The organism is Mucilaginibacter yixingensis, from assembly GCF_041080815.1.
In the GTDB taxonomy this organism is placed as follows: Bacteria; Bacteroidota; Bacteroidia; order Sphingobacteriales; family Sphingobacteriaceae; genus Mucilaginibacter; species Mucilaginibacter yixingensis.
Genome location: NZ_CP160205.1, coordinates 4,291,551 through 4,311,053, shown reverse-complemented (window position 1 = coordinate 4,311,053; position 19,503 = coordinate 4,291,551). Strand labels below are relative to the sequence as shown.

The 19,503-nt window shown below is 39.1% G+C and carries 17 protein-coding genes; 7 read left to right on the top strand and 10 right to left on the bottom strand.

Annotated features, from left to right (window positions below; all coding sequences use genetic code 11):
• Positions 1-12 precede the first annotated feature (12 nt).
• The 7 genes from ABZR88_RS17620 (at position 13) to ABZR88_RS17590 (ending at position 8,715) form a co-directional block, all read left to right on the top strand.
• Entirely contained in the window at positions 13-1,209 is a 1,197-nt protein-coding gene (locus ABZR88_RS17620; protein WP_107827282.1) for a glycosyltransferase, read from the top strand.
• A gap of 680 nt (positions 1,210-1,889) precedes the next feature.
• Positions 1,890-2,705: a glycosyltransferase family 2 protein gene (locus ABZR88_RS17615; RefSeq protein ID WP_107827280.1), complete on the top strand. Its 816-nt coding sequence runs from the start codon at positions 1,890-1,892 to the stop codon at positions 2,703-2,705.
• 160 nt (positions 2,706-2,865) lie between these two features.
• Complete coding sequence (locus ABZR88_RS17610; RefSeq protein ID WP_107827279.1) at positions 2,866-4,113, top strand: WcaI family glycosyltransferase; 1,248 nt, start codon at positions 2,866-2,868, stop codon at positions 4,111-4,113.
• A 564-nt stretch (positions 4,114-4,677) separates the two neighbouring features.
• Positions 4,678-5,271, top strand: a complete 594-nt coding sequence (locus ABZR88_RS17605; RefSeq protein ID WP_281260185.1) for a CatB-related O-acetyltransferase — start codon at positions 4,678-4,680, stop codon at positions 5,269-5,271.
• Between the two features lie 184 nt (positions 5,272-5,455).
• Positions 5,456-6,646, top strand: coding sequence for a hypothetical protein (locus ABZR88_RS17600; protein ID WP_146166477.1), 1,191 nt, complete (start codon positions 5,456-5,458; stop codon positions 6,644-6,646).
• Entirely contained in the window at positions 6,643-7,521 is an 879-nt protein-coding gene (locus ABZR88_RS17595) for a glycosyltransferase family 2 protein (protein ID WP_107827276.1), read from the top strand. Before ABZR88_RS17600 ends, ABZR88_RS17595 begins: the two co-directional genes overlap by 4 nt.
• Before the next feature lie 153 nt (positions 7,522-7,674).
• On the top strand, positions 7,675-8,715 hold the full coding sequence (locus ABZR88_RS17590) for a glycosyltransferase family 4 protein (RefSeq protein WP_146166476.1): 1,041 nt from the start codon (positions 7,675-7,677) through the stop codon (positions 8,713-8,715).
• A gap of 34 nt (positions 8,716-8,749) precedes the next feature.
• Here the strand turns inward: ABZR88_RS17590 and ABZR88_RS17585 are convergent, their stop codons facing one another.
• The 10 genes from ABZR88_RS17585 to ABZR88_RS17540 all read right to left on the bottom strand — a co-directional run bounded on the left by ABZR88_RS17585 (position 8,750) and on the right by ABZR88_RS17540 (position 19,489).
• Positions 8,750-10,273 carry a hypothetical protein gene (locus ABZR88_RS17585; RefSeq protein WP_107827274.1) on the bottom strand — a complete coding sequence of 508 codons (1,524 nt, stop codon included), beginning with the start codon at positions 10,271-10,273 and terminating at the stop codon, positions 8,750-8,752.
• Positions 10,274-10,361: 88 nt separating this feature from the next.
• A complete protein-coding gene (locus ABZR88_RS17580) occupies positions 10,362-11,231 on the bottom strand; it encodes a hypothetical protein (protein WP_107827273.1) in 870 nt (289 codons plus the stop codon).
• Between the two features lie 5 nt (positions 11,232-11,236).
• Positions 11,237-12,247, bottom strand: a complete 1,011-nt coding sequence (locus tag ABZR88_RS17575) for a Gfo/Idh/MocA family protein (RefSeq protein WP_107827272.1) — start codon at positions 12,245-12,247, stop codon at positions 11,237-11,239.
• 316 nt (positions 12,248-12,563) lie between these two features.
• Entirely contained in the window at positions 12,564-13,589 is a 1,026-nt protein-coding gene (locus ABZR88_RS17570; RefSeq protein ID WP_107827271.1) for a glycosyltransferase family 4 protein, read from the bottom strand.
• A gap of 40 nt (positions 13,590-13,629) precedes the next feature.
• Positions 13,630-14,712 (bottom strand): glycosyltransferase family 4 protein, encoded by a 1,083-nt coding sequence (locus tag ABZR88_RS17565; protein ID WP_107827270.1) that lies wholly within the window; start codon positions 14,710-14,712, stop codon positions 13,630-13,632.
• Between the two features lie 33 nt (positions 14,713-14,745).
• Entirely contained in the window at positions 14,746-15,303 is a 558-nt protein-coding gene (locus tag ABZR88_RS17560) for a serine O-acetyltransferase (protein WP_107827269.1), read from the bottom strand.
• A 34-nt stretch (positions 15,304-15,337) separates the two neighbouring features.
• Positions 15,338-15,865: an acyltransferase gene (locus tag ABZR88_RS17555; RefSeq protein WP_107827268.1), complete on the bottom strand. Its 528-nt coding sequence runs from the start codon at positions 15,863-15,865 to the stop codon at positions 15,338-15,340.
• A gap of 94 nt (positions 15,866-15,959) precedes the next feature.
• Positions 15,960-17,105, bottom strand: a complete 1,146-nt coding sequence (locus ABZR88_RS17550) for a glycosyltransferase family 4 protein (protein ID WP_107827267.1) — start codon at positions 17,103-17,105, stop codon at positions 15,960-15,962.
• Between the two features lie 19 nt (positions 17,106-17,124).
• Positions 17,125-18,066, bottom strand: coding sequence for a glycosyltransferase family A protein (locus ABZR88_RS17545; protein ID WP_107827266.1), 942 nt, complete (start codon positions 18,064-18,066; stop codon positions 17,125-17,127).
• A 52-nt stretch (positions 18,067-18,118) separates the two neighbouring features.
• Positions 18,119-19,489: an O-antigen ligase family protein gene (locus tag ABZR88_RS17540; protein WP_107827265.1), complete on the bottom strand. Its 1,371-nt coding sequence runs from the start codon at positions 19,487-19,489 to the stop codon at positions 18,119-18,121.
• Positions 19,490-19,503: the final 14 nt, after the last annotated feature.

Sequence of the window (19,503 nt, the reverse complement as noted above, 5' to 3'; positions counted from 1 at the left end):
GTTAGTCTGGATATGAAGTTACTACACGTTATTGCCAGCATGAATCCCACAAGTGGCGGCCCTTGCCAGGGTATTCGCAGCAGCGATGCAGAGATGCACCTGTATGGCGTGCAGCGTGAGATAGTAAGCCTGGATAGTCCGGATAATGCTTTTCTGGGGATGGATGACTTCCCGATATATGCCCTTGGACCGGTTAAAACAGCCTGGCAGTACTCGCCCAAATTATTACCGTGGCTTATAGAGCATCTTTGCAACTTTGATGTGGTGATTATTAATGGCTTGTGGCTTTATTCAAGCTACGCGGCCTGGAAGGCGATGCGCATTGTAAAAAGGCAGATAGCCAAAAAGAATGATGGCCGTAAGTTGCCCAAAATATATGTAATGCCGCATGGCATGCTCGATCCCTACTTTCAACGCGCTGCAGACAGGCGATTAAAAGCCGTCCGTAACCTGATTTATTGGGAGTTGATTGAGAAATATGTAGTTAATGATGCAGATGGCTTGTTGTTTACCTGCGAGATGGAAATGGTTTTGGCCCGCGAAACCTTTAAAGGATATCGCCCCAAAAAAGAAATTAATGTTGGTTATGGCATAAAACCGCCGCCCGAATATAACGATGCCATGCGGACAGATTTTTTAGAGAAATGCCCGGAGGTGGAGAATGAACCATATCTGCTTTTCTTAAGCCGTATCCACGAAAAGAAAGGTGTGGATTTGCTGATAGACGCTTATGCCAGGTTGATTGCCACTGGCTATCAGTTGCCAAAACTGGTAATAGCCGGCCCGGGTTTGGTGAGCAGCTTTGGAAAAAAAGTGCACCAGATGGCCTACAGCAATCCGCAGTTGCAGGATAAGGTGTATTTTCCGGGCATGCTGTATGGTAATGCAAAATGGGGGGCATTATATTGCAGCGATGCCTTTATATTACCCAGTCATCAAGAAAATTTTGGGATAGCAGTAGTAGAGGCGCTGGCCTGCGCAAAGCCAGTGCTTATATCAAACCAGATCAATATCTATATGGAAATTGAAGCTGGCGGAGGCGGTATTATTGCTGATGATACCATTGGTGGTACTATACAAATGCTAAAGCGCTGGCTGGAATTATCTGCCGATCAGCGTAGGGAGGCAGGTAACAAGGCCTTGCGTATTTTTAACGATAACTTTCATATTACCAGCTCTTCTATAGCATTTACCAATGCTATAAAATAATATGCCTTTTGAATGTTAAAACCGTTACAGGTGGCATTTGAGCATAGATTGTTAATAGAATATCAGCCAAATAAACATATATTTGTTGGTTGGCTTAAATGAATATAAGGGTAACTAGCTGCTGTTGCTAAATGATAAATCATGATACTTTTACAGGGCCGTCTTTCTCGTTAAAAAACCGACTGAGGCGGTCATGGTGGAATATCGCAGCGCTACTCTTTTTCAGATTCTCTCCCCGGCCTTTCCACGGCTGGCGATCATTTGTGTTACGTAGTTTCGGTGCCAAAGTGGGCAGAGGGGTTCATGTATACCCGGGTGTAACTATCTGGGCTCCGTGGAATCTTGAGCTGGGAGATGAGTGTGGTGTAGCTAGTGGAGCGGTTCTCTATTCGCAGGCTAAAATAACAATTGGTTACAGGGCCGTTATATCTCAAGGAGTAAACCTTTGTACCGGCACGCATGATTATAATAATCCAGGTTTTCCACTGGTAGCTAGTCCTATTAATATTGGTAATCATGTATGGGTGGCTGCAGAAGCCTTTGTGCATCCTGGGATAAGCATTGCGGATGGTTGCGTAATTGGTGCGCGCTCTGTAGTGATAAAAGATATGCCTGAGTGGCAGGTTTGTGCTGGTAATCCGTGCGGGCCTTTAAAGCCGAGACGGAAATTTAATGCGTAAATGGTTTCGGTACTGATATTAACAAAAAACGAAGAACAGGATTTGCCTGGATGTCTATCATCGGTAAACTGGTGCGATGATATCCATGTTTTTGATTCGTTTAGCGATGATCGCACTGTTGAGATAGCCACTGCAGCGGGCGCCAGCATAACCCAGCGCAGGTTTGATAACTGGTCTGCCCATCAAAACTGGGGTTTAAGGAACATTTCATTTAAGCATGAATGGGTGATTTACATAGATGCAGATGAGCGTGTATCGCCCGGGTTGTATCAAACGCTGACATCGCTTGAGTTTAAAGATATTGCAGCTTACGAAGTACAGCGACGGGATTTTGCCTGGAACGGGCGCTGGTTGAAACATGCGCAGATATCCCCTTATTATCTGCGGCTATTCAGACCCGGAAAAATGCGGTATGAGCGATTGGTAAACCCGGTATCAATACCGGATGGCGCCGTTGAAAAAATAGATGGTTATCTAGACCATTATCCTTTTAGCAAAGGTATCCGCTTTTGGTTGAGCCGGCATATTGGTTATGCCGATATGGAAGCCCGGATGCGATTGGAGGATATGCAGGGCAGCAAAAAATTCTCAATAGGAAAAGCGTTGTTTGCAAGAGATTTTTCGGTACGCAGGTATCATCAAAAAGGTATTTTTTATAAAATGCCTTTGCGGCCGCTTATTAAGTGGTTATACATGGTGGTAATGAGGAGAGCGTTTTTAGATGGCCGGGCCGGTGTTACCTATGCTACGTTACAATCTGTTTATGAATATTTTATAGTATTGCGAACACGTGAGTTGCTGGATAGTAAAAAGTAACTAAAAAAAGAGTGAAATCAATCTAATACACATCAACAAATACCCCTTATAGTTGTTATTAAGCGTTACCAGATACCAATAGTAAAACTCAAATTAGATGATTGATAAAAAACTATAATTAATCGCCATGTGTATCTGACTTTTTGATTCTGCCTAACTAATGAAAAATAAACGTATACTCCTCATATCTCATAACTTCTCGCCTGAACCTATTGGTGTAGGGAAGTATAATGGAGAGATGATTAACTGGCTTGCAAAAGCAGGGTATGATTGTACGGTTATTACTACATTTCCCTATTATCCGTACTGGAAGGTGCAGGCTCCTTATACCAATCGCTGGTATAAAAGGGAGGTAATCAATTATCCCGAAAGCGGAGCAGAGTTAAAGATATATCGTTGTCCGTCTTATATTCCGCAGAATCCTACCGGCGGGCGCAGAACCATGCAGGATTTTTCATACCTGATGTCAAAATTCTTTGTGGTAACACGTTTTCTGTTCAGCAAAGAAAAGTTTGATCTGATTATTACTATTGCTCCGCCATTTCACCTGGCCTATCTTGGGCTGATGTTGAGAAATATAAGGGGCGGCAGGTTGCTATATCATATTCAGGATCTGCAGATTGAAGCAGCGCGCGATCTGAATTTATTTAAGAATGCTACCGTACTGAAGGTTCTTTTTAAAATAGAGCGTAATATCTTAAGCAGTGCCAATTATGCCAGCACTATATCAGATGGAATGATTAGCCGGGTTAAAACTAAGGTAAACCGCGATATTGTTTTTTTTCCGAACTGGGTAGATACCGAAGCGTTTTATCCGCTGCCCGACAGAGGAGACATTAAGCAACGTTGGGGGTATGATAAAGATGATTTGATTTGCCTTTATTCTGGCGCTGCCGGTATCAAACAGGGCCTCGATCATGTAATTGATGCAGCCGGGGAGCTGCAAGCTTATCCAGGCATTAAGTTTATCATATGTACCTCGGGCCCATATAAAGATGAGTTGCAGAGGGATGCAGAAGCACGCGGTCTGCGAAACGTTGTTTTTATGCAGTTGCAGCCTAAAGAAAAGTTTAATGAGTTTTTGAACCTGGCCGATGTGCATTTGGTGGTACAAAAAGCCAGTGCCGCAGATTTGGTGATGCCTTCTAAACTTTCAACCATACTTGCAGTGGGTGGCCTAAGTGTTATTACAGCTGTAAGAGATACCACGCTTTATAACATCACTACTCAAAATGATTTTGGCTATGTGATTGAGCCAGGTGACGGTAAAATACTTGCCCAAAAAGTTCTGGATATAAAAATAGACCCTACTGCTGCCCAAAAACGCGCCAATGCACGCAATTATGCAATGCAGTACCTAAACATTGACACCGTGATGGAAAGGTTTGAAAAACAGTTTTTGAGCTAGGTAGTCCCTGGACTATTTTGATATTACTATATCAGCAATATCCGGTTTATGAGTTGATGGGGCCTAAAAGCAACTGGGAATTTGTTGAAACAGCTTGGATCTAATCTCCGCCTTGTATAGGAAGCAATTTCTTTCCTATTGCCAATGGGTATGAACAGTCGATACTTCTTTTAACACAATTTGCCTGAAAGCTTCGGTTCATAAAGGCCTTACTCACTCTTTCTAAAAGAATAGATGCTTTTATAGTTGATCTTGCATTACGTTTTAATTATGGAAGCACATATTTAAGTTTATGCTCTTTAACCAATTTCAGAGAAGGAACCAAATGTATTTAATAGTTTTATTGATGTGGGTCTTTTTTTTGATTTTTTGCAACGATAATCAAATTTTGATGAATAGTTTATTAAAGTTGTTTATATTTACAATACTTGATTACATAGTCATTTAAACGGATGGTGTAAGTATAATGATTTTGAAATGATCAGATCCTGGCTTAAAAGGAATTATTATCGTTTAAAATATTGTAGAAAACATGTAACTATCGGGCCCCAGGTAACTTTGGATATGAAGAACCAACTTGAGGGTTATAACGATTTAGCTATAAATAGTCTGGTTGCCGGTTGTTATGTTGGACTTGGTTCCTATATTTCAAGGAATGCCATTGTAAAACAGACATTAATTGGCCGCTTTAGTTCAGTAGGAACAGGAGTGCAGACTTGCTTAGGTTTGCATCCATCAAAGCAATTTGTTTCAACAAGTCCGGCGTTCTTTTCGTTGCAAAATCCAGCCAATTTGTTTTTCACCAAGAAAGGCATTTTTGAAGAACATATTTATATTGATGCGGCCCGTAAATATGTTGTATCCATTGGTAATGACGTATGGATTGGCAATAATGTATTGATTATGGATGGAGTAACTATAGGCAACGGTGCGATAGTGGCTGCAGGATCTGTGGTAACTAAAAATGTGCCTGCCTACGCCATCGTTGGAGGATCACCAGCGGCCTTTATCAGGTCCCGTTTTATAGAAACGGAGGTGGCCTTTTTACAGGATATTTGCTGGTGGGACTGGAGCTTAAAAAAAATACAGTCCTATAGTCATTTATTTAATGACATTAATACCTTTCAGCAAGTTTATAATCAGGAAATGGATACCTAGGCCGTTACTTATTTAACACAAGGAAATTTGATCTATTATTAGATCCGACAGTCAATTAAAAAAAATGCAATTTTTAAAGCAAATAAACGCATATTATATAGTTACGTTGCTTTTCTTGTTTCTATCAAGTAACGCGAACTTTTTGTCATCAAGTGAGGTCTGCTGGTTTCTAATCATGCTGATTATGGTAGGAGTAGCCCTTCAGAAAAAATTGCTGGCCCCGAAAGACTATAAGTATATAGGTATCTTTTCTGTTATTTATATTGCTTTTGTAGCTATTCGTGATCCATTCATTAATTCACTCGATAACACCTTTTTATTAGGCGATGTGATCTTTCTTTTTAAATATTGCTACCTGAGCTTTTTGTTTTGCATAATACTGAAAGATAAGGCAGCGGCGTACCTTGTTAAAGTTATCACTCATTTAACTATAATTTCTTTTTTCTTCTATGCTCTTCAGCTTATTGTGCCCGATCTGGTCTATGACGTATTCAGAAAGTTAGAGTTACCTAACGATAATGTACTCACCAATAACCTCGCCGGCAGTTATTCCAATGTATTATTATTCACCTTTACTAAGGACTTTCATGATTATACCAACTCCGGTTTCGTATGGGAACCGGGATCGTTTGGGTGCTTTTTATGTTTGGCGCTAATGCTTAACTTTTTCTTAAACAGGTTTACCTTTGACAGAACGTCCGTCATACTTATAATTGGCAATCTTACTACTTTTTCGACCACTGCCTATACCGGCCTTATTGTATTGCTTTTCTTGGCCTATAGGTATCGGGTTCCTAAAATTAATCTTTGGGCATTCCTTGCCATCGGGTTAATTGTGCTACTTGTCTGCACCGTGCCTATATTGGGTAGAAAGATGGTAGATATGTATAACGAGGATATGGCCGACCTTAATCACTTGAAAGTATTAGAACACTTTTATCATCATTATAGAATGCAAATACCATTAAATCGTTTTGCTAGTATGGTTTATATCTATAGTGTGTTTGGCTGGCAACTTATTTTAGGGGTTAGTAATAAGTATAGCCTGATATTTTATCGAAAATTTAATGTTAACGTATCTAATGGGATATTTGACTTTTTGGCCAAATTTGGTTTTGTTGGATTATTATATTTATTTTATAAATATGCCAAGTTTTGTAAAGCATATGTCAAGAATTGGGAATATGTATTTTACTGTATTGCCATGTTGTTTTTAATAGGCTTTGGCGAACCGGTAATGATACTTCCTATTATACTTAATTTTTTATTTTTATCAGTAACACAAACAAGTATTGTAAAGACCGCCACCGATAATAAGCGATCAAGAGAAGAGTACAGAAAGTATTTGCAAAGCGTTCCCGCTCATGCTCAATGAAAGAAATAGAGTTATATAATATAGCGATCTTAGTTACATGCTATAATCGCAAACAAAAGACGTTAGCTTTTTTAAACAGCCTTATCAATCAGGAATTGTTTAAGAATCTCAGCGCCGATATTTATTTGCTTGATGATGGCTCTACCGATGGGCTTTCAGAAGAAATAGCCGTTATGTTTCCTGATGTAAAAATAATTGCAGGCACCGGAAATTTATTTTGGGCAGGAGGGATGCGAACCGTGTGGAAATATGCAATGCAGAAAAAAGCATATGATCTGTTCTGGCTTTTTAATGATGACGTGGTGCTGTTTGATTACGCTGTGGAAAAATTACTCAAGTGCTATCAGCACGTAAATAAAGAGGGAGTTATTCTGGTAGGATCAACATTGGGCCTAAAAACAAACAGGCTTTCCTACGGCGGCCATACCCTTTATAACATGCGCCATTCAAGCTATTACACTGTGCAACCTGATGATGAAAAACCGTTGCCATGTCATTTAGGTAATGCCAATATAATGCTGGTCGACGCAGTTACTGTAGCTAAAATAGGTATCTTTAATGACGTGTATATACACGCTGTGGCCGACTATGATTATACGCTAACTGCTTATAAAGCTGGAATTGATGTCTTGGTTGCCCCCCAGTTTTATGGCTATTGTGAAGATGATCACGGGGTAAACTGGCTATCGGGTAAATACACCATCAAACAACGGATCAATTATCTTTACAGTCCGAAAGGATTAGCCTATAAGGAATATCTCATTTATATTAAGAAGTTCTTCCCTTTAGATTATTTCAAAGCTTTTGCAAAGCTCTGGCTCAAGACCTTTTTTCCTATCATCTGGGATAAATTCAAAAAACACCCCACAAAATAATTGAAAGTAGTTGTTTTAAATAACGATTTCAGGGCTTACTGGAAAGGTCGGCTCATCTTCCTGCATGATTACCTTGCATCCAACGATGTTGCCTTTTTTGCGCTCGAATTATTTGGCAAAGGCTCGCCTTATACTTTTGACAAATATGATAATATGCAGCAGTGGTGGACCTGCTTATTTCCTGGCCAAAGCGCTAATGAGTTAATTGAGGGCGATATAAAGACTGCTGTATTGAGGGCTTTAGACCATATTAAGCCCGATGTTATTATTGCGCCGTCAATCGTCTTTTTTGCAGGTGCATTAGGTATGCAATGGGCTAAGAATAATGGCTGCAAATTTATCATGTTTGATGATGCAAAGTCCGCACAGGTTAAGCGCAACGTTGTTGTGCAGTGGATAAAAGATACTATTATAGCACAGGCTGATGCATTGTGGTTGCCGTCTGCTTTTTATGATGCTGATTATACACGTTTCCTAAATAAAGGCGTTCAGCTTTTTTACGGTTTTTCCAGTATTGACAACGCTTATTTTACATCAAAAAGCAGCTATCAGGCAAGTGCTGATAGCATTATTTGTGTTGCCAGATTGGTGCCAATAAAAAATATCGATGGTTTATTGAAGGCTTGGCAGTTAGTTGAGCAAGGTAATAGTAAGCTTTCTATCACAATAATTGGTGATGGTTCAGAAATGGTGTTACTTAAGCAACTGGCTATAAGGTTAGATCTAAAGCGGGTAACATTTACAGGGGCGGTAAGTAATGTAGATTTGCCAGCTTATTTTTCTAATGCAGCCGCCTTTATTTTGCCAAGTTTATCAGAAACCTGGGGCCTGGTGGTTAATGAGGCAATGGCTGCCGGATTACCGGTGCTATTGAGCCTCAATGTTAACGCTGCGCAAAGTCTGCTACAAGAAGGAGTAAACGGATTTGGTTTTGAACCAACAGATATAAATAGCATTTACAATGCTGTTTTGAATTTTGATCGTCTTGACAGAGTTGAGCGGTTAGCCATGTCTGCAGCATCTTTAAAGCTTGTAAACGCCATGAGTTATCAGGCTATGGGCGATCAATTGCTGACGGCCCTGAATGGCATTAACTCAAATAAATTTAAAAAAGCGGGGTGGCTTGCTGCCGCTATAATTAAAAGGTGGAACGGAAGAAACAATACTGCCGGTTGGAACGTTTTGCAAGGCTGATTTTTACAGAACAAATTGATTTTACCAAGATAGCTTAATTGGTTGCTGTTGTATAAATACTTACTCCTCTGGAAGGGATTTGATCTGAAAACGTATTTGTAACATTGGGTAAATGCTTATCAACATTTAGCATGTCTACATTCTCTGAAACTTTTATTGTGCCAGGATCATAAACGATTCTATTAAGAGTAGCATTAATTGGGACGGCAAATTTAACATCAAACTTTCTGGGCACATGAGATGCATTGATAACCATTAATGACACATTCTTTTTGTTCTGAACATAAGCCACATACATGCTGTCTTGGTTAATAACTTTGAATGTTTTAGAATAGCCATAGCCTCCCATATACTTGCTCATCATGCTAAAGGCATACCAGCTTGGATATGGTGTATGGTCGGTATCTCCATTGTCTTTAGGAAATCTAACCAATCCCCACCGCTGCACGCCCTTATAAAAGCTATCCTTATTATCAGAATAATTGCCTTCGTATTTCTGATTGAATAAAATCCATAGTAAAGAAGACTGAGCTCCTGAATTGATAAATGCAGCTACGCATTGTGCCAGATAGTTTCCATAATCTGCACTGAATCTAAATTTTTCATTCGGTCTGCTCGCCCCATACTCATCTATCCAGAAAGGTTTACCGGTGCCTGCAATTTTATTTTTGCCCACATCAGCAATTGCCTTCCATCCATCATATTCTAATGGCGGGTTGGTATTGTATTGTTTGCCGTTATATGTATGCCAGCTGTATATATCAATTACCTTATTCAGGGTTTGGGTGCTCCAGCCAATAAATGCAGCAGTATCTGTGCTTCCTGAATTAGGGCCAACAATTTTAATCTCAGATCTCATGCCGGTAGCAATCAGCTTATCGTTTATGGCGTTGCATACTTTGGCATAATATGCAGGAGTATTTGTGTATGGGTTTGCGCTATATTTTTTTACATTAAAAGGCTCTGTAAAGAGCATCAGGTATTTAATGTTGGTAAACCCTTTAACTTTAATAAATTGATGAAGTGATTCATTTACCCAATCGGCATAACGAATAACATCTCTCGTTGTATCTGCAGAAGAGTGACCATATGATACATCTGCCGGAAAAAACCAGCCAGCCTGTAATGCAACATCCACTTTAAGCTGTTTCATTTTGTCTAGCCAGGCATACAGGGCCTGCATCTTATTGTTTTCCCAATCGTAGTTCTGGTAGATGCCATTGGGGCAAGACCAGTTTGGGCGATACCAGGTTCTTGCTATCTTGAGCTGCATTGCAGCTACTCTGCGAAATTCAACCCCCCGGTCATTTAGTGACATCGGGGGGGTGCCAGACTCATTAAAAAAAGCAAAACCGTGATAGACGGCATTTACCCCCAAGAAATTGTCTATAATTACTTTATTATTCAGTACAGACAAATGCGCAACCTCCGCAGGCGAAAACTTACGGACTTTCTGAAAGTTTTCTGCCGTTTCATCATCATAATTAGCGTAAAAAAAAGCTTTTACTGCCAAACCGCAAGCCGAAATTATAGCCAGGAAAACGATAACCTTTTTCATAACAGAAGCATTTAGAGTTTACACTAAATGTAATACGATTGATGTAGATATTACAAATTAACAGGTTGATGGTTTCCAGACAGAGTAATTATCGATTATCCTGTTGATCAAAATGATGAATGTTCTCTACCGTGTTCTGTATATTAGCTTTTGATGATGCACCAAATAATATTGATTCAATATTAGGTAAGTTGCATACATACTCAATTGCTTCTTTTGGTGATATGGCGCCTCCTCCCAGTACCTGCATTGCAATTGCGCGTACTTTGCGGTTTTTCAGGGTTTCTTCATAAATCTCTTTACCACCAGACATGCGGAAACCAACTTTATTGATAGAAGCACAGATGATTGGGTTTTCAATGCCTTGTGATTCAAGCGCGTCTAATAACAGCGGCAGGTTCATGGTTATAAAACCAGCTTCTGCATTATATTTTTTCTTCACATAGTGATGAAAGGCTGCGAGGATCTCGTAAGCGCGCAAACCAAGAAAAAGGTCTGTAATAACGTTTTGCAGGAAAATTACCGGGGTTTCAATGCCTTTAAACATTTTCATTTCGGCATCTACCAGCAACTCCATAATAGATAGGTAATCCTTAGAGAGGAAAGCCATTCCGCCTTTAAACAGTGAGCCCATAAAATTGCCTGGTACATATTGTTTAAGCGTGCCGGCAATGCCAAGTTCGGTTACTGCATTGGCATACTTGTGCGCGTAAGGCATACAAGGGAAGATCTTGAAGTTTTTATACTTCTCTGGTTCGCTGCGTACAATATTACAAATGTTGGCAATTCTGTCGTGCGTGGTACACATAAAGGTATCTATACCTTCTGCCCTTGCGTCATCAAGGGTTTTAATGATTGCGCTATCTTCTCTGAATTTTATAGATTGTGCACGTGACTTTTCGTCAGAAATATGGTTTACAGCAAAAAACTGGTTGTCTCCAAATAATATTCTTTCCATGGTATTTAGTTGGCGCTTTGTCTAATCATTTCAATTGCTTTATCAGTATACCATGCCGAACGGAAGGTATTGATGGTATTTGGTACTTTCCCGGATACGGCTTTTACAAAATAATCTAACTGTGCAGAGTATTCTTCGCCACGCAGGTAAAAGTCAACCTGGTCGGTAAGGTCAGTAATGTATTTTACGGTCCATCCTTTATCATAACCCTCATTGCCGTCGTTCTCTTTCAGATAAACCTTCAGTTCGTTTGCGTCTGATACGATCTTTCCGTTTGTACCTACCAGCGTGATAGAAGTAGACATTTTTCTATGAGTTTCATCGCTCCAGTTAACAGAAAGCGTGCCGCTTATCTGGTTCTCTAACTCCAAGGTAGAATAAACTGCGTCTTCAACCGTGTTTGAGAATACAGATTTAAGTAAACTGGCTTTGGCTTTGGCAACAGGTGCCAAAATATCACTTACCAGATCAATAACGTGTGATGCATAATCAAGTAAGCAGCCGCCGCCTTCAGATGGATCTGAGCGCCATGTATCTTGTTTCGGTCGGATCACTACAGGGCCGTATGATTCAGCCACGAAATGATATATTTTACCTAAAGCACCTTTTTGTACTAGGCGCTTAACTTCACCAAATGTGCCTATAAACTTATTGTGATAACCAACTTGGGTAATAAGCTTCTGTCTTTCCGCCATTTGTACCAGCTCTTCGCCCTGCTTGGTTGTAAGACAGAATGGCTTTTCGGCAAAAACATGTACATTGCTTTCAAGCAGATCTTTAATAATGCTATAGTGAAATTTTGTTGGAACAGCAACAACGACAGCATCGGGTTTAGTTTCTTTCAACATTTTTTTCAGATCTGTAAAGCAATTAAATTTCCCATAACGGGAAAGAAAATCGTTGATCATTTTTGACGTATCGCAAACTCCCACAACTTCCACGTCATTGTGAGCGCCAAGTATCGACAAATGCGATATCCCCATTTTGCCGGCGCCGATTAGTGCTACTTTAACCATAATATGTATTGAGAGGTATTTTACTTTATAGTAAGTTAAAAAAGTTAAATCGTATTTAAATATGTTCTTTTAAACTACAATGCATTGTTAAGTGTGAGCTTTTTTAATGCATTGGTGGCTTTTATAAGAAAACGTTAAATAAAGATCTGATTTAATGCAAAAATAGAATTTTATGTCAGATTGTAAGTATAAATCTACAAATAGAGTTTTTTAATTTTTTGTTAATAAAACATGTGCTTGGGGAAAATGAACACACATGCTTTTTTAATGCTATTTCTATGCTGTAATAGCACGTGCTTTATTAAGGCCCCTAATTTTAACGCATTGTTTTTAATGAGTTATAGATTTTTTTGTACTCATCGCCCATTTGCTTATTTGAGAAATGAGCCAGTATATGTGCCCTGTTATCAGCGCCTGAGGGAATTTCTTCCGGATAAGGAATTTGTGGATCTTTGACATCAACATACTTAACATTTGGTACTTTAAGGAAAGTATGATGGGGAATATCTGAAAGAATAAGGAACATGCCACATGAGGCCGCTTCGAGCACGGCAAGGGGCAGGCCTTCCATGATAGTGATGTAGAGGAATGCTTTATACTTGATCATGGTTTGAAATACCTGATCATAAGGCACTACGCCTTTATACTCTACATAGTCGCTGGCGTTTATTTTACCCATTACCTCGTCACAATATTCCTGGCACTCTTTGTCAAGCACGCCATAAATATGAAGCTTAATTTTCCTTGATGTTGCAGCGTCTACCAACCGGAGTACATTTTTAGCTGGCGTAATACGGCCCAGGTAGATATAGGTATCAGAAAACTCGATGCTTTGCTCGGTTTGCTTGAGCGGACTAATATTAGTGCCGTTGTTAATAAAATATGTTTTTCTGAAGAAGATGTATTTGGCGAAAGCCTTTTCATCATATTCAGAGCAGAATACCAAGCGTGGTAAAAATACGGTTCCTAAAACATCTACACACCAGAATATGCTGCGGTTGATCATATTCCATTTCGGGCTTCTGAAGTGGACGCCGTGTACTGTAAGCACTATATTTTTAAAACGTATGGCCAGCAGCATAGCCATTGGTATATACTTTTCGTTATGGAAATGAATAATATCTATACCATGCTGTTTGGCAAATTGGTGTATATATTTCATTTTTGCCAGATAGCCGAGGCCCTCGGGCATTACAAAAATGCGATCGGTTTCTTGCTGCTGCCATTCTACCAGGATGTAAAAATCAACATCGTCAATCGAGTTAACGATATTGTATACAACTCTTTCGGTGCCGCCATGAGCTGGTGGATAATTTTTAGCGCCTACGTGTAAAACCTTCATGATGGAATAGTAAAATGATTCTGATTGGGTATGTTAATAATTAAAGCATCTCTCTGAAGCCTTGCGCCATATGTTCGATGGTGAAATCACTTGATCTGATCAACGCTTTTTTGCAAATATCTTCTCTAAGAGTCTCGTTGTTTTTGATCTTCATAATAGCGTCGATCCACTGTTTTTCATTGTTGTTGGAGGCCATCAGGCCCGCCTGCAGCCCGTCGCTCTCGCGCAGCAATACATCACTTTGCGATTCCACATCGCTGGATACAATGGGTACGCCAGCATACAGCGCTTCTGCCAGGGCGTTACTCATACCTTCAAAATTAGATGGCATCACAAAAATGTTTATCGCCTTTAAAAAATGCGGGATATCGGCTGCGTTAAGCTCATCTATAATTAGCAGTCGATCTTGCACACCAAGATCTTCGGCCTGTTTATCTAGCGACGCTTTTAGCTCCCCCTTCCCTATAATCACCAGAAGGATTTCTGGCAGTTCCGGCAAAATACTGATGAGTAACTGGTGGTTTTTTTGCTCTACAAGCCGGCCAACATTGCCAATGATAAACGGTAGTTCCGGCAGGTTAAGTTTTATGCGGCATTCTGTCTGACTAAGTGCAGACGGTGTAAACGATATGCCGTTATTAATTACTTTCACTTTATCATAAACGGCTTTAGGATAGTAACTGAAAGATTTCTTTGTTGATCTGGAAACCGCAGTAATACCAGTGTAAATCCCCCTGCTGGCCCACAGGCTATCCATTTTTTTAAGTGACCCCGATAGTTCTTTATCACTCAGATTACGGTGTGAACTGATGCGTTTTTTTATGCCACACAAGTAAGCAATGAACAGACCTAAAATGTTGGCATAAGGAAGAAAAGATATAACAGCGTCAGGCTTTTCTTTTTTAAACTCTTTATATAATCTGCTACAGATCTTAAGTACATCACCTGCTGACGATATTTTTTTATTGAGTATTAGCTTGGGCGAGTCGGTAAAATCAGCACTTTTTCTGTGCATGAACCAGCACTCGCAGGTAATGTCTTTGCTCAATTGTTTGTGGAGCCTTACAACTGCGCGCTGGGCGCCGCCGGGTTCGTAATTTGCACAGAGGATAATGACCTTCATAATAATTATTGAATGGATTAGAAATCCAGCTATTTATTTACGTTCTTCGATGTGTTTTACAATTTTAGCGGGTATACCAGCCAGCACTATATTGTCTTCTTCAAAACTTTTGTTTACTACGGCGTTGGCTCCTATTTGTACATTATTTCCCAGCTTAATACCACCAAATATTTTTGCTCCGGGGCCAAAATAGCAGTGATTGCCAACAGTTGGGGCGTTGTTGCCATTATGTGCTCCGATGTTGACACAAACATGAATTTTTACATAATCGCCTATTTTGGCATATTTAGAAATTACAATAGTACCATAATGAGGTAAACCAAGCCCTTTACCGCAAACGTTTGGTGGAATTGAATAACCCAGTTTTACGCCACTACGTTTATACCATATAAAATACCATGCGTAAAGCAGTTTTGAGATCAATGCCGGTGAGTTTTTATAATACTCAACTTTGCGCAGTTTTTTTATAAAACGCCAGCGGGGATTAGTAATATGTCCTTTTAAGCGGCCTTTAAAGGTGTTATTATCAACCTCCATTGCTTTTGCATCGGCTGCCAGGTATATTTTATAATCGTCTTTTGTGGTTATCATACCAATATTATATCATTTAGCTGAGGGGCTACGTTTAGTTTGATTTTTGAAACAGGGCTAATATTTCTTCTTTACGCTTTTGCTGATCGTGTCTGTTTTTTAACACTACCGCCTGGGGCACTACTTTTTTTTCATAGTCATCAATGGTTTTAATAATACGGGCGGGTATGCCACCAACTATTACCCCATCAGGTACATCTTTGCTCACCACGCTGGCCGCTGCTATGATCACGTTATTGCCAATTGTCACCCCTGGCATAATATGCGCATTGGCGCCAATAAATACGTTGTTGCCAACTACAATGGGTTTTATGATATCTATATTAGGATGTTTATGTCTGATTACATTTACGCCTCCGTCATGATTATGAAACATTACGCCTTGTGTAATAGTTACATTGTCGCCTATGCTGATCAGATACGGTTCGCTACCAAATATGGGAATGCCAGTTATGCGCACATTTTTGCCAAATTTTATACCTAAATATTTGCCGTATATGCCAGCTCTTTTTGATTCTCCGGATATTCGGGTAAGCAGGAGGACGAATAATTTTTTAATCATTTTAACCTATACTTAAACTGTGTGTTTGATGCAGCATTGTTTTACTCTGTACTTTCTGACCGAGGATAGCTTACCAGAAGTTGTTAGGAAATGATCAGACAGGCTTATTCAGCACTGTATTGAACATTTCTTTATATTTTTTAGCGATGTGCTCGTCTGATACATTGTTCGCAACAAATGTCTTCTGGTTTGCCTTAATGTCGTCGAATTTATCGTTGCTCATCATTAATGCATTTTTCATGGCGTTAAATAGTGAGTCGACATCTTCACTTTCAAACAAAAAGCCCGTTTTGCCATCTTCAATGTATTCGGTAAATCCAGGAAGTTGCGATGCGATAACCGGAAGGTTATAAGTTAGTGCATACTGTAGCGGTCCGCTTTGTGTAACATCCCGGTAGGGCAAAACCATGAACTTGCTTTGCGCAAACATTGGCGGTATATCCTCTATAGGTAGTAATTTAGAGGTAATGTATAAATCAAAGATTTCCGGATGTTTAATTAAAAGCTTCCATTCTTCCCATTCACTACTTGTTTTTCCGGCGATAATGACCTTAAAATCTCTAAACCCATCATCATATAGTTGCTCTGCCGCTTTTATCAGAAAATCAATCCCCTTACTATAGCGCAGCGTTCCCCATGTAAGAAAAGTAAAAGTATTTGTTGTTGCGGTGGGTAGCCCGCTGATATGATAAAACTTTTTTAAAAACAGTGGAATGGTAAATATGCGTCGGCGCTGATAGAGCTTTTGATAAACGGAGGTTTGCGAGTTGCTAAAAAGATGTACGTTTTTAAAATAGCCTCGTTCAATTTTATTTGAAAGGTTGATGATCCTATCAGAAATACTAATTTCTTTTGTCTGATGTTCAACAACATTATGAATGGCCAGAATTGTTTTTTGTTTTTTAAAGAAGAAGCAAAGAAGCGAAAAATAAATATCAGTAAGCGTTTCAATATAAGTGATATCGGCTTTGTATTTTAATGCCTCTGAGACAATTTTTATATTAAAAAAGATGTTGAAAGGATGGCGCCTGCGATATTTTTTAACAAAAATACCACATTTTATACCGTTCTTTTTCGCGATTTCATACAGTGATTCGATAGAAAATTTTGAAAGCCCTTTCTTAGCAGAATCAAACACAATTATCCAATAGATATGGTATTCATTAGTCAAAGATTCTAATACCGGAATATCTACGTCAGCAAAATAATCTGGAGATATATATACAAGTTTCTTTTTCATACTGAATAGATAGCGCGAGTTACTTGGATTTTGATTTCGACTTTTTAATAGATTCTAAAGCGGCATATACCAATTCTACAACCGAGAATTGGTATTGATTGCGAACTTTTAGCCACTTGAAAAATGCCCCTGTGAGGTTTGCCTGCATTGAGTTAATCAGTACAACCAGTTTTTTCTTTTGGATAAGTTTTTTTATCGATTTGATTAGTACTTGACGTTGTATGATGTCGTCCGGGTTGGCGGGAATTGTTTCCAAAAAATTAATGTACCACGCTGCCTGCCCCATCACGGCATCCATTTTTAAAAGCTGGCTGCCGGAACTGGATATACTTGTACTATGGCTTCGGTATTGAAATATTGCTTTATTGATATGCGCAACCCCTTTCTGCCCCATGGCAGTATAAGCTGTAATATCATCAGATCCCCAGGCCAGAGGTAATTTATAGTAGCCCCCGCGTTGCTTTAAAGGCTCAGTTCTGTACAGAAAGTCAGAAACAAATTGCAGACGATGCCCGTTTAGGCGATGCCATATGTTATCATATACACTTTCAAAATCAGGGCAGGAGGGTGAAAATCCGGTAAACTCACTGTGCTCATTTAATATTTTGCAGCGACAGTGATAAACGTCAAGATCCGGGTGTTGATCAATTAGCCTGGCAAATTCTTCAAGAAAAATGGTATCCATCCTGTCGTCATCGCCCATCATTACAAAAAACTCACGACTGGCCTTATCAAGGCAATTGTTCCAATTATCCACCAAGTTTTTGCCGCCAATGTTCGTTTCGTTTATAAAATACTTAATTCTGGGATCAGAGAATTGAGATACGATTTCATCAATAGGCTCCGGTGAACAATCGTTCACAATGATCAGCTCAAAATCGGTATAGGTTTGGGCCAATATACTTGATATACATTCTTTAAGAAATTTGCTCTTATACGCTGGCAAAGCTATCGAAAACATATCTTTAAACTTGTAGTGTTACAATACAGAAACCGGGCGCTGTACCATTACATTAATGATACATGTAAATTACTCTTCGTTGATCATTAAGCTCAATCAGCTTTATGTTAATCCCTAATATGGACATAAAGAACAGGAAGGAACCGAGGTCACCTGTTCCTATAATAAAGATGATAAATGCGATAGTGATAGAGATGGTAAAAACAATTATCTTCTTCCCGAACTGACTGACTTTGAAATATTTTTTAATTAACCAGATGATCAGCACGATAAATAGTATCAAGTTACCTGCTATGCCTAACATGCCTTGTTCTATCAATAGTTTAAAATAATAACTCTCAAAGCCCTCTAGATCTTTGCTACTTTTACTTTTTTTAGTATCGCTGGAGTAGCCAAGGTTTTCATTGATATATTCAAATCCGTTGCCAGTTACCGGGCTTTGGTTAAAAATCCGCACAGATGCGTCAAGTTGCATTTGCCGCATTTTCATAGAGCTACCTTCTCCCTTTTTTTCGGCATCCCTGCCTGTAAATATATTCGCAGTTTTTAAGACGATCTCTGCTGATTTTGGTAACACAGCAAAAGAAACAATGCCAGCAAAAATAACTGCATAAAAAATTGCTATTTTCTTGGTTAGTTTTATGGCAAACAGCACGTAAATAAGAGCGCCGGCTATTAGTCCAAGTATCGGAGTTCTAGAGTTTGCCAAAAACAGATTTACTAATAAAAGAATGGCGACGAATATGTAAATAACATAGTTTTTTTGCCTAATCTTTACTGAGGTAAACATAAATGTTTCCATCAGGAGCATTATCATTAATAAAAAGCCATAATATATGGCGTGCCATGATAAAGATGAAACTCTGAATCTGTAAAGCCCCGTTATCATATTATCATTAGCGAAATCATGGCTATTATATAAATTGGTTATAAAAGCATTATACTCGTTGTTTTTTGTAACGTAATTTGAAAGGCCATATAGTCCGAACAGGATGAAAATTTTTATGAGGAAATCATAAATACGTAATGCATCATTTGACGACTTTATATAATAGTAGGTTAGAAATACTATGAAAAAGTTTTCCAAAAAGTAGGTTATTGGCCTGTAGAACTGTAAAAAAAGATTCAAGCGAGAATCACTTAGGCCAATGCATAACAATAAGAAGAACAGTATAAGTAAAGGTACTTTCAATACAAAAAGCTTAAGCTCACTAAATACTTTCTTTTGCTGAATAAAGGTAACAGTAAGCAAAACGTATATCATCAGCCTGGGAAATGGCACGCTGGGGCTACTTATTATGGTGACCGCAGGGGGGAATAGCAATACGCCAGCAAAGAACCAGAGTAGCTTTTTTATACCCGGTTTCAATATGACCTGGAGTGTGAAAATTAAAGCGATAGCTATGAAAAATATTTTACCCATTATGTATGTAAATA

Coding starts and splice junctions, on each gene's coding strand:
- ABZR88_RS17575 (WP_107827272.1), bottom strand. CDS start 12,247: ATGGTTAAAGTAGCACTAATCGGCGCCGGCAAAATGGGGATATCGCAT.
- ABZR88_RS17610 (WP_107827279.1), top strand. CDS start 2,866: ATGAAAAATAAACGTATACTCCTCATATCTCATAACTTCTCGCCTGAA.
- ABZR88_RS17545 (WP_107827266.1), bottom strand. CDS start 18,066: ATGTTTTCGATAGCTTTGCCAGCGTATAAGAGCAAATTTCTTAAAGAA.
- ABZR88_RS17595 (WP_107827276.1), top strand. CDS start 6,643: ATGAAAGAAATAGAGTTATATAATATAGCGATCTTAGTTACATGCTAT.
- ABZR88_RS17590 (WP_146166476.1), top strand. CDS start 7,675: ATGCAGCAGTGGTGGACCTGCTTATTTCCTGGCCAAAGCGCTAATGAG.
- ABZR88_RS17580 (WP_107827273.1), bottom strand. CDS start 11,231: ATGGAAAGAATATTATTTGGAGACAACCAGTTTTTTGCTGTAAACCAT.
- ABZR88_RS17585 (WP_107827274.1), bottom strand. CDS start 10,273: ATGAAAAAGGTTATCGTTTTCCTGGCTATAATTTCGGCTTGCGGTTTG.
- ABZR88_RS17555 (WP_107827268.1), bottom strand. CDS start 15,865: ATGATTAAAAAATTATTCGTCCTCCTGCTTACCCGAATATCCGGAGAA.
- ABZR88_RS17620 (WP_107827282.1), top strand. CDS start 13: ATGAAGTTACTACACGTTATTGCCAGCATGAATCCCACAAGTGGCGGC.
- ABZR88_RS17615 (WP_107827280.1), top strand. CDS start 1,890: ATGGTTTCGGTACTGATATTAACAAAAAACGAAGAACAGGATTTGCCT.
- ABZR88_RS17550 (WP_107827267.1), bottom strand. CDS start 17,105: ATGAAAAAGAAACTTGTATATATATCTCCAGATTATTTTGCTGACGTA.
- ABZR88_RS17540 (WP_107827265.1), bottom strand. CDS start 19,489: ATGGGTAAAATATTTTTCATAGCTATCGCTTTAATTTTCACACTCCAG.
- ABZR88_RS17570 (WP_107827271.1), bottom strand. CDS start 13,589: ATGAAGGTTTTACACGTAGGCGCTAAAAATTATCCACCAGCTCATGGC.
- ABZR88_RS17565 (WP_107827270.1), bottom strand. CDS start 14,712: ATGAAGGTCATTATCCTCTGTGCAAATTACGAACCCGGCGGCGCCCAG.
- ABZR88_RS17560 (WP_107827269.1), bottom strand. CDS start 15,303: ATGATAACCACAAAAGACGATTATAAAATATACCTGGCAGCCGATGCA.
- ABZR88_RS17605 (WP_281260185.1), top strand. CDS start 4,678: ATGAAGAACCAACTTGAGGGTTATAACGATTTAGCTATAAATAGTCTG.
- ABZR88_RS17600 (WP_146166477.1), top strand. CDS start 5,456: ATGGTAGGAGTAGCCCTTCAGAAAAAATTGCTGGCCCCGAAAGACTAT.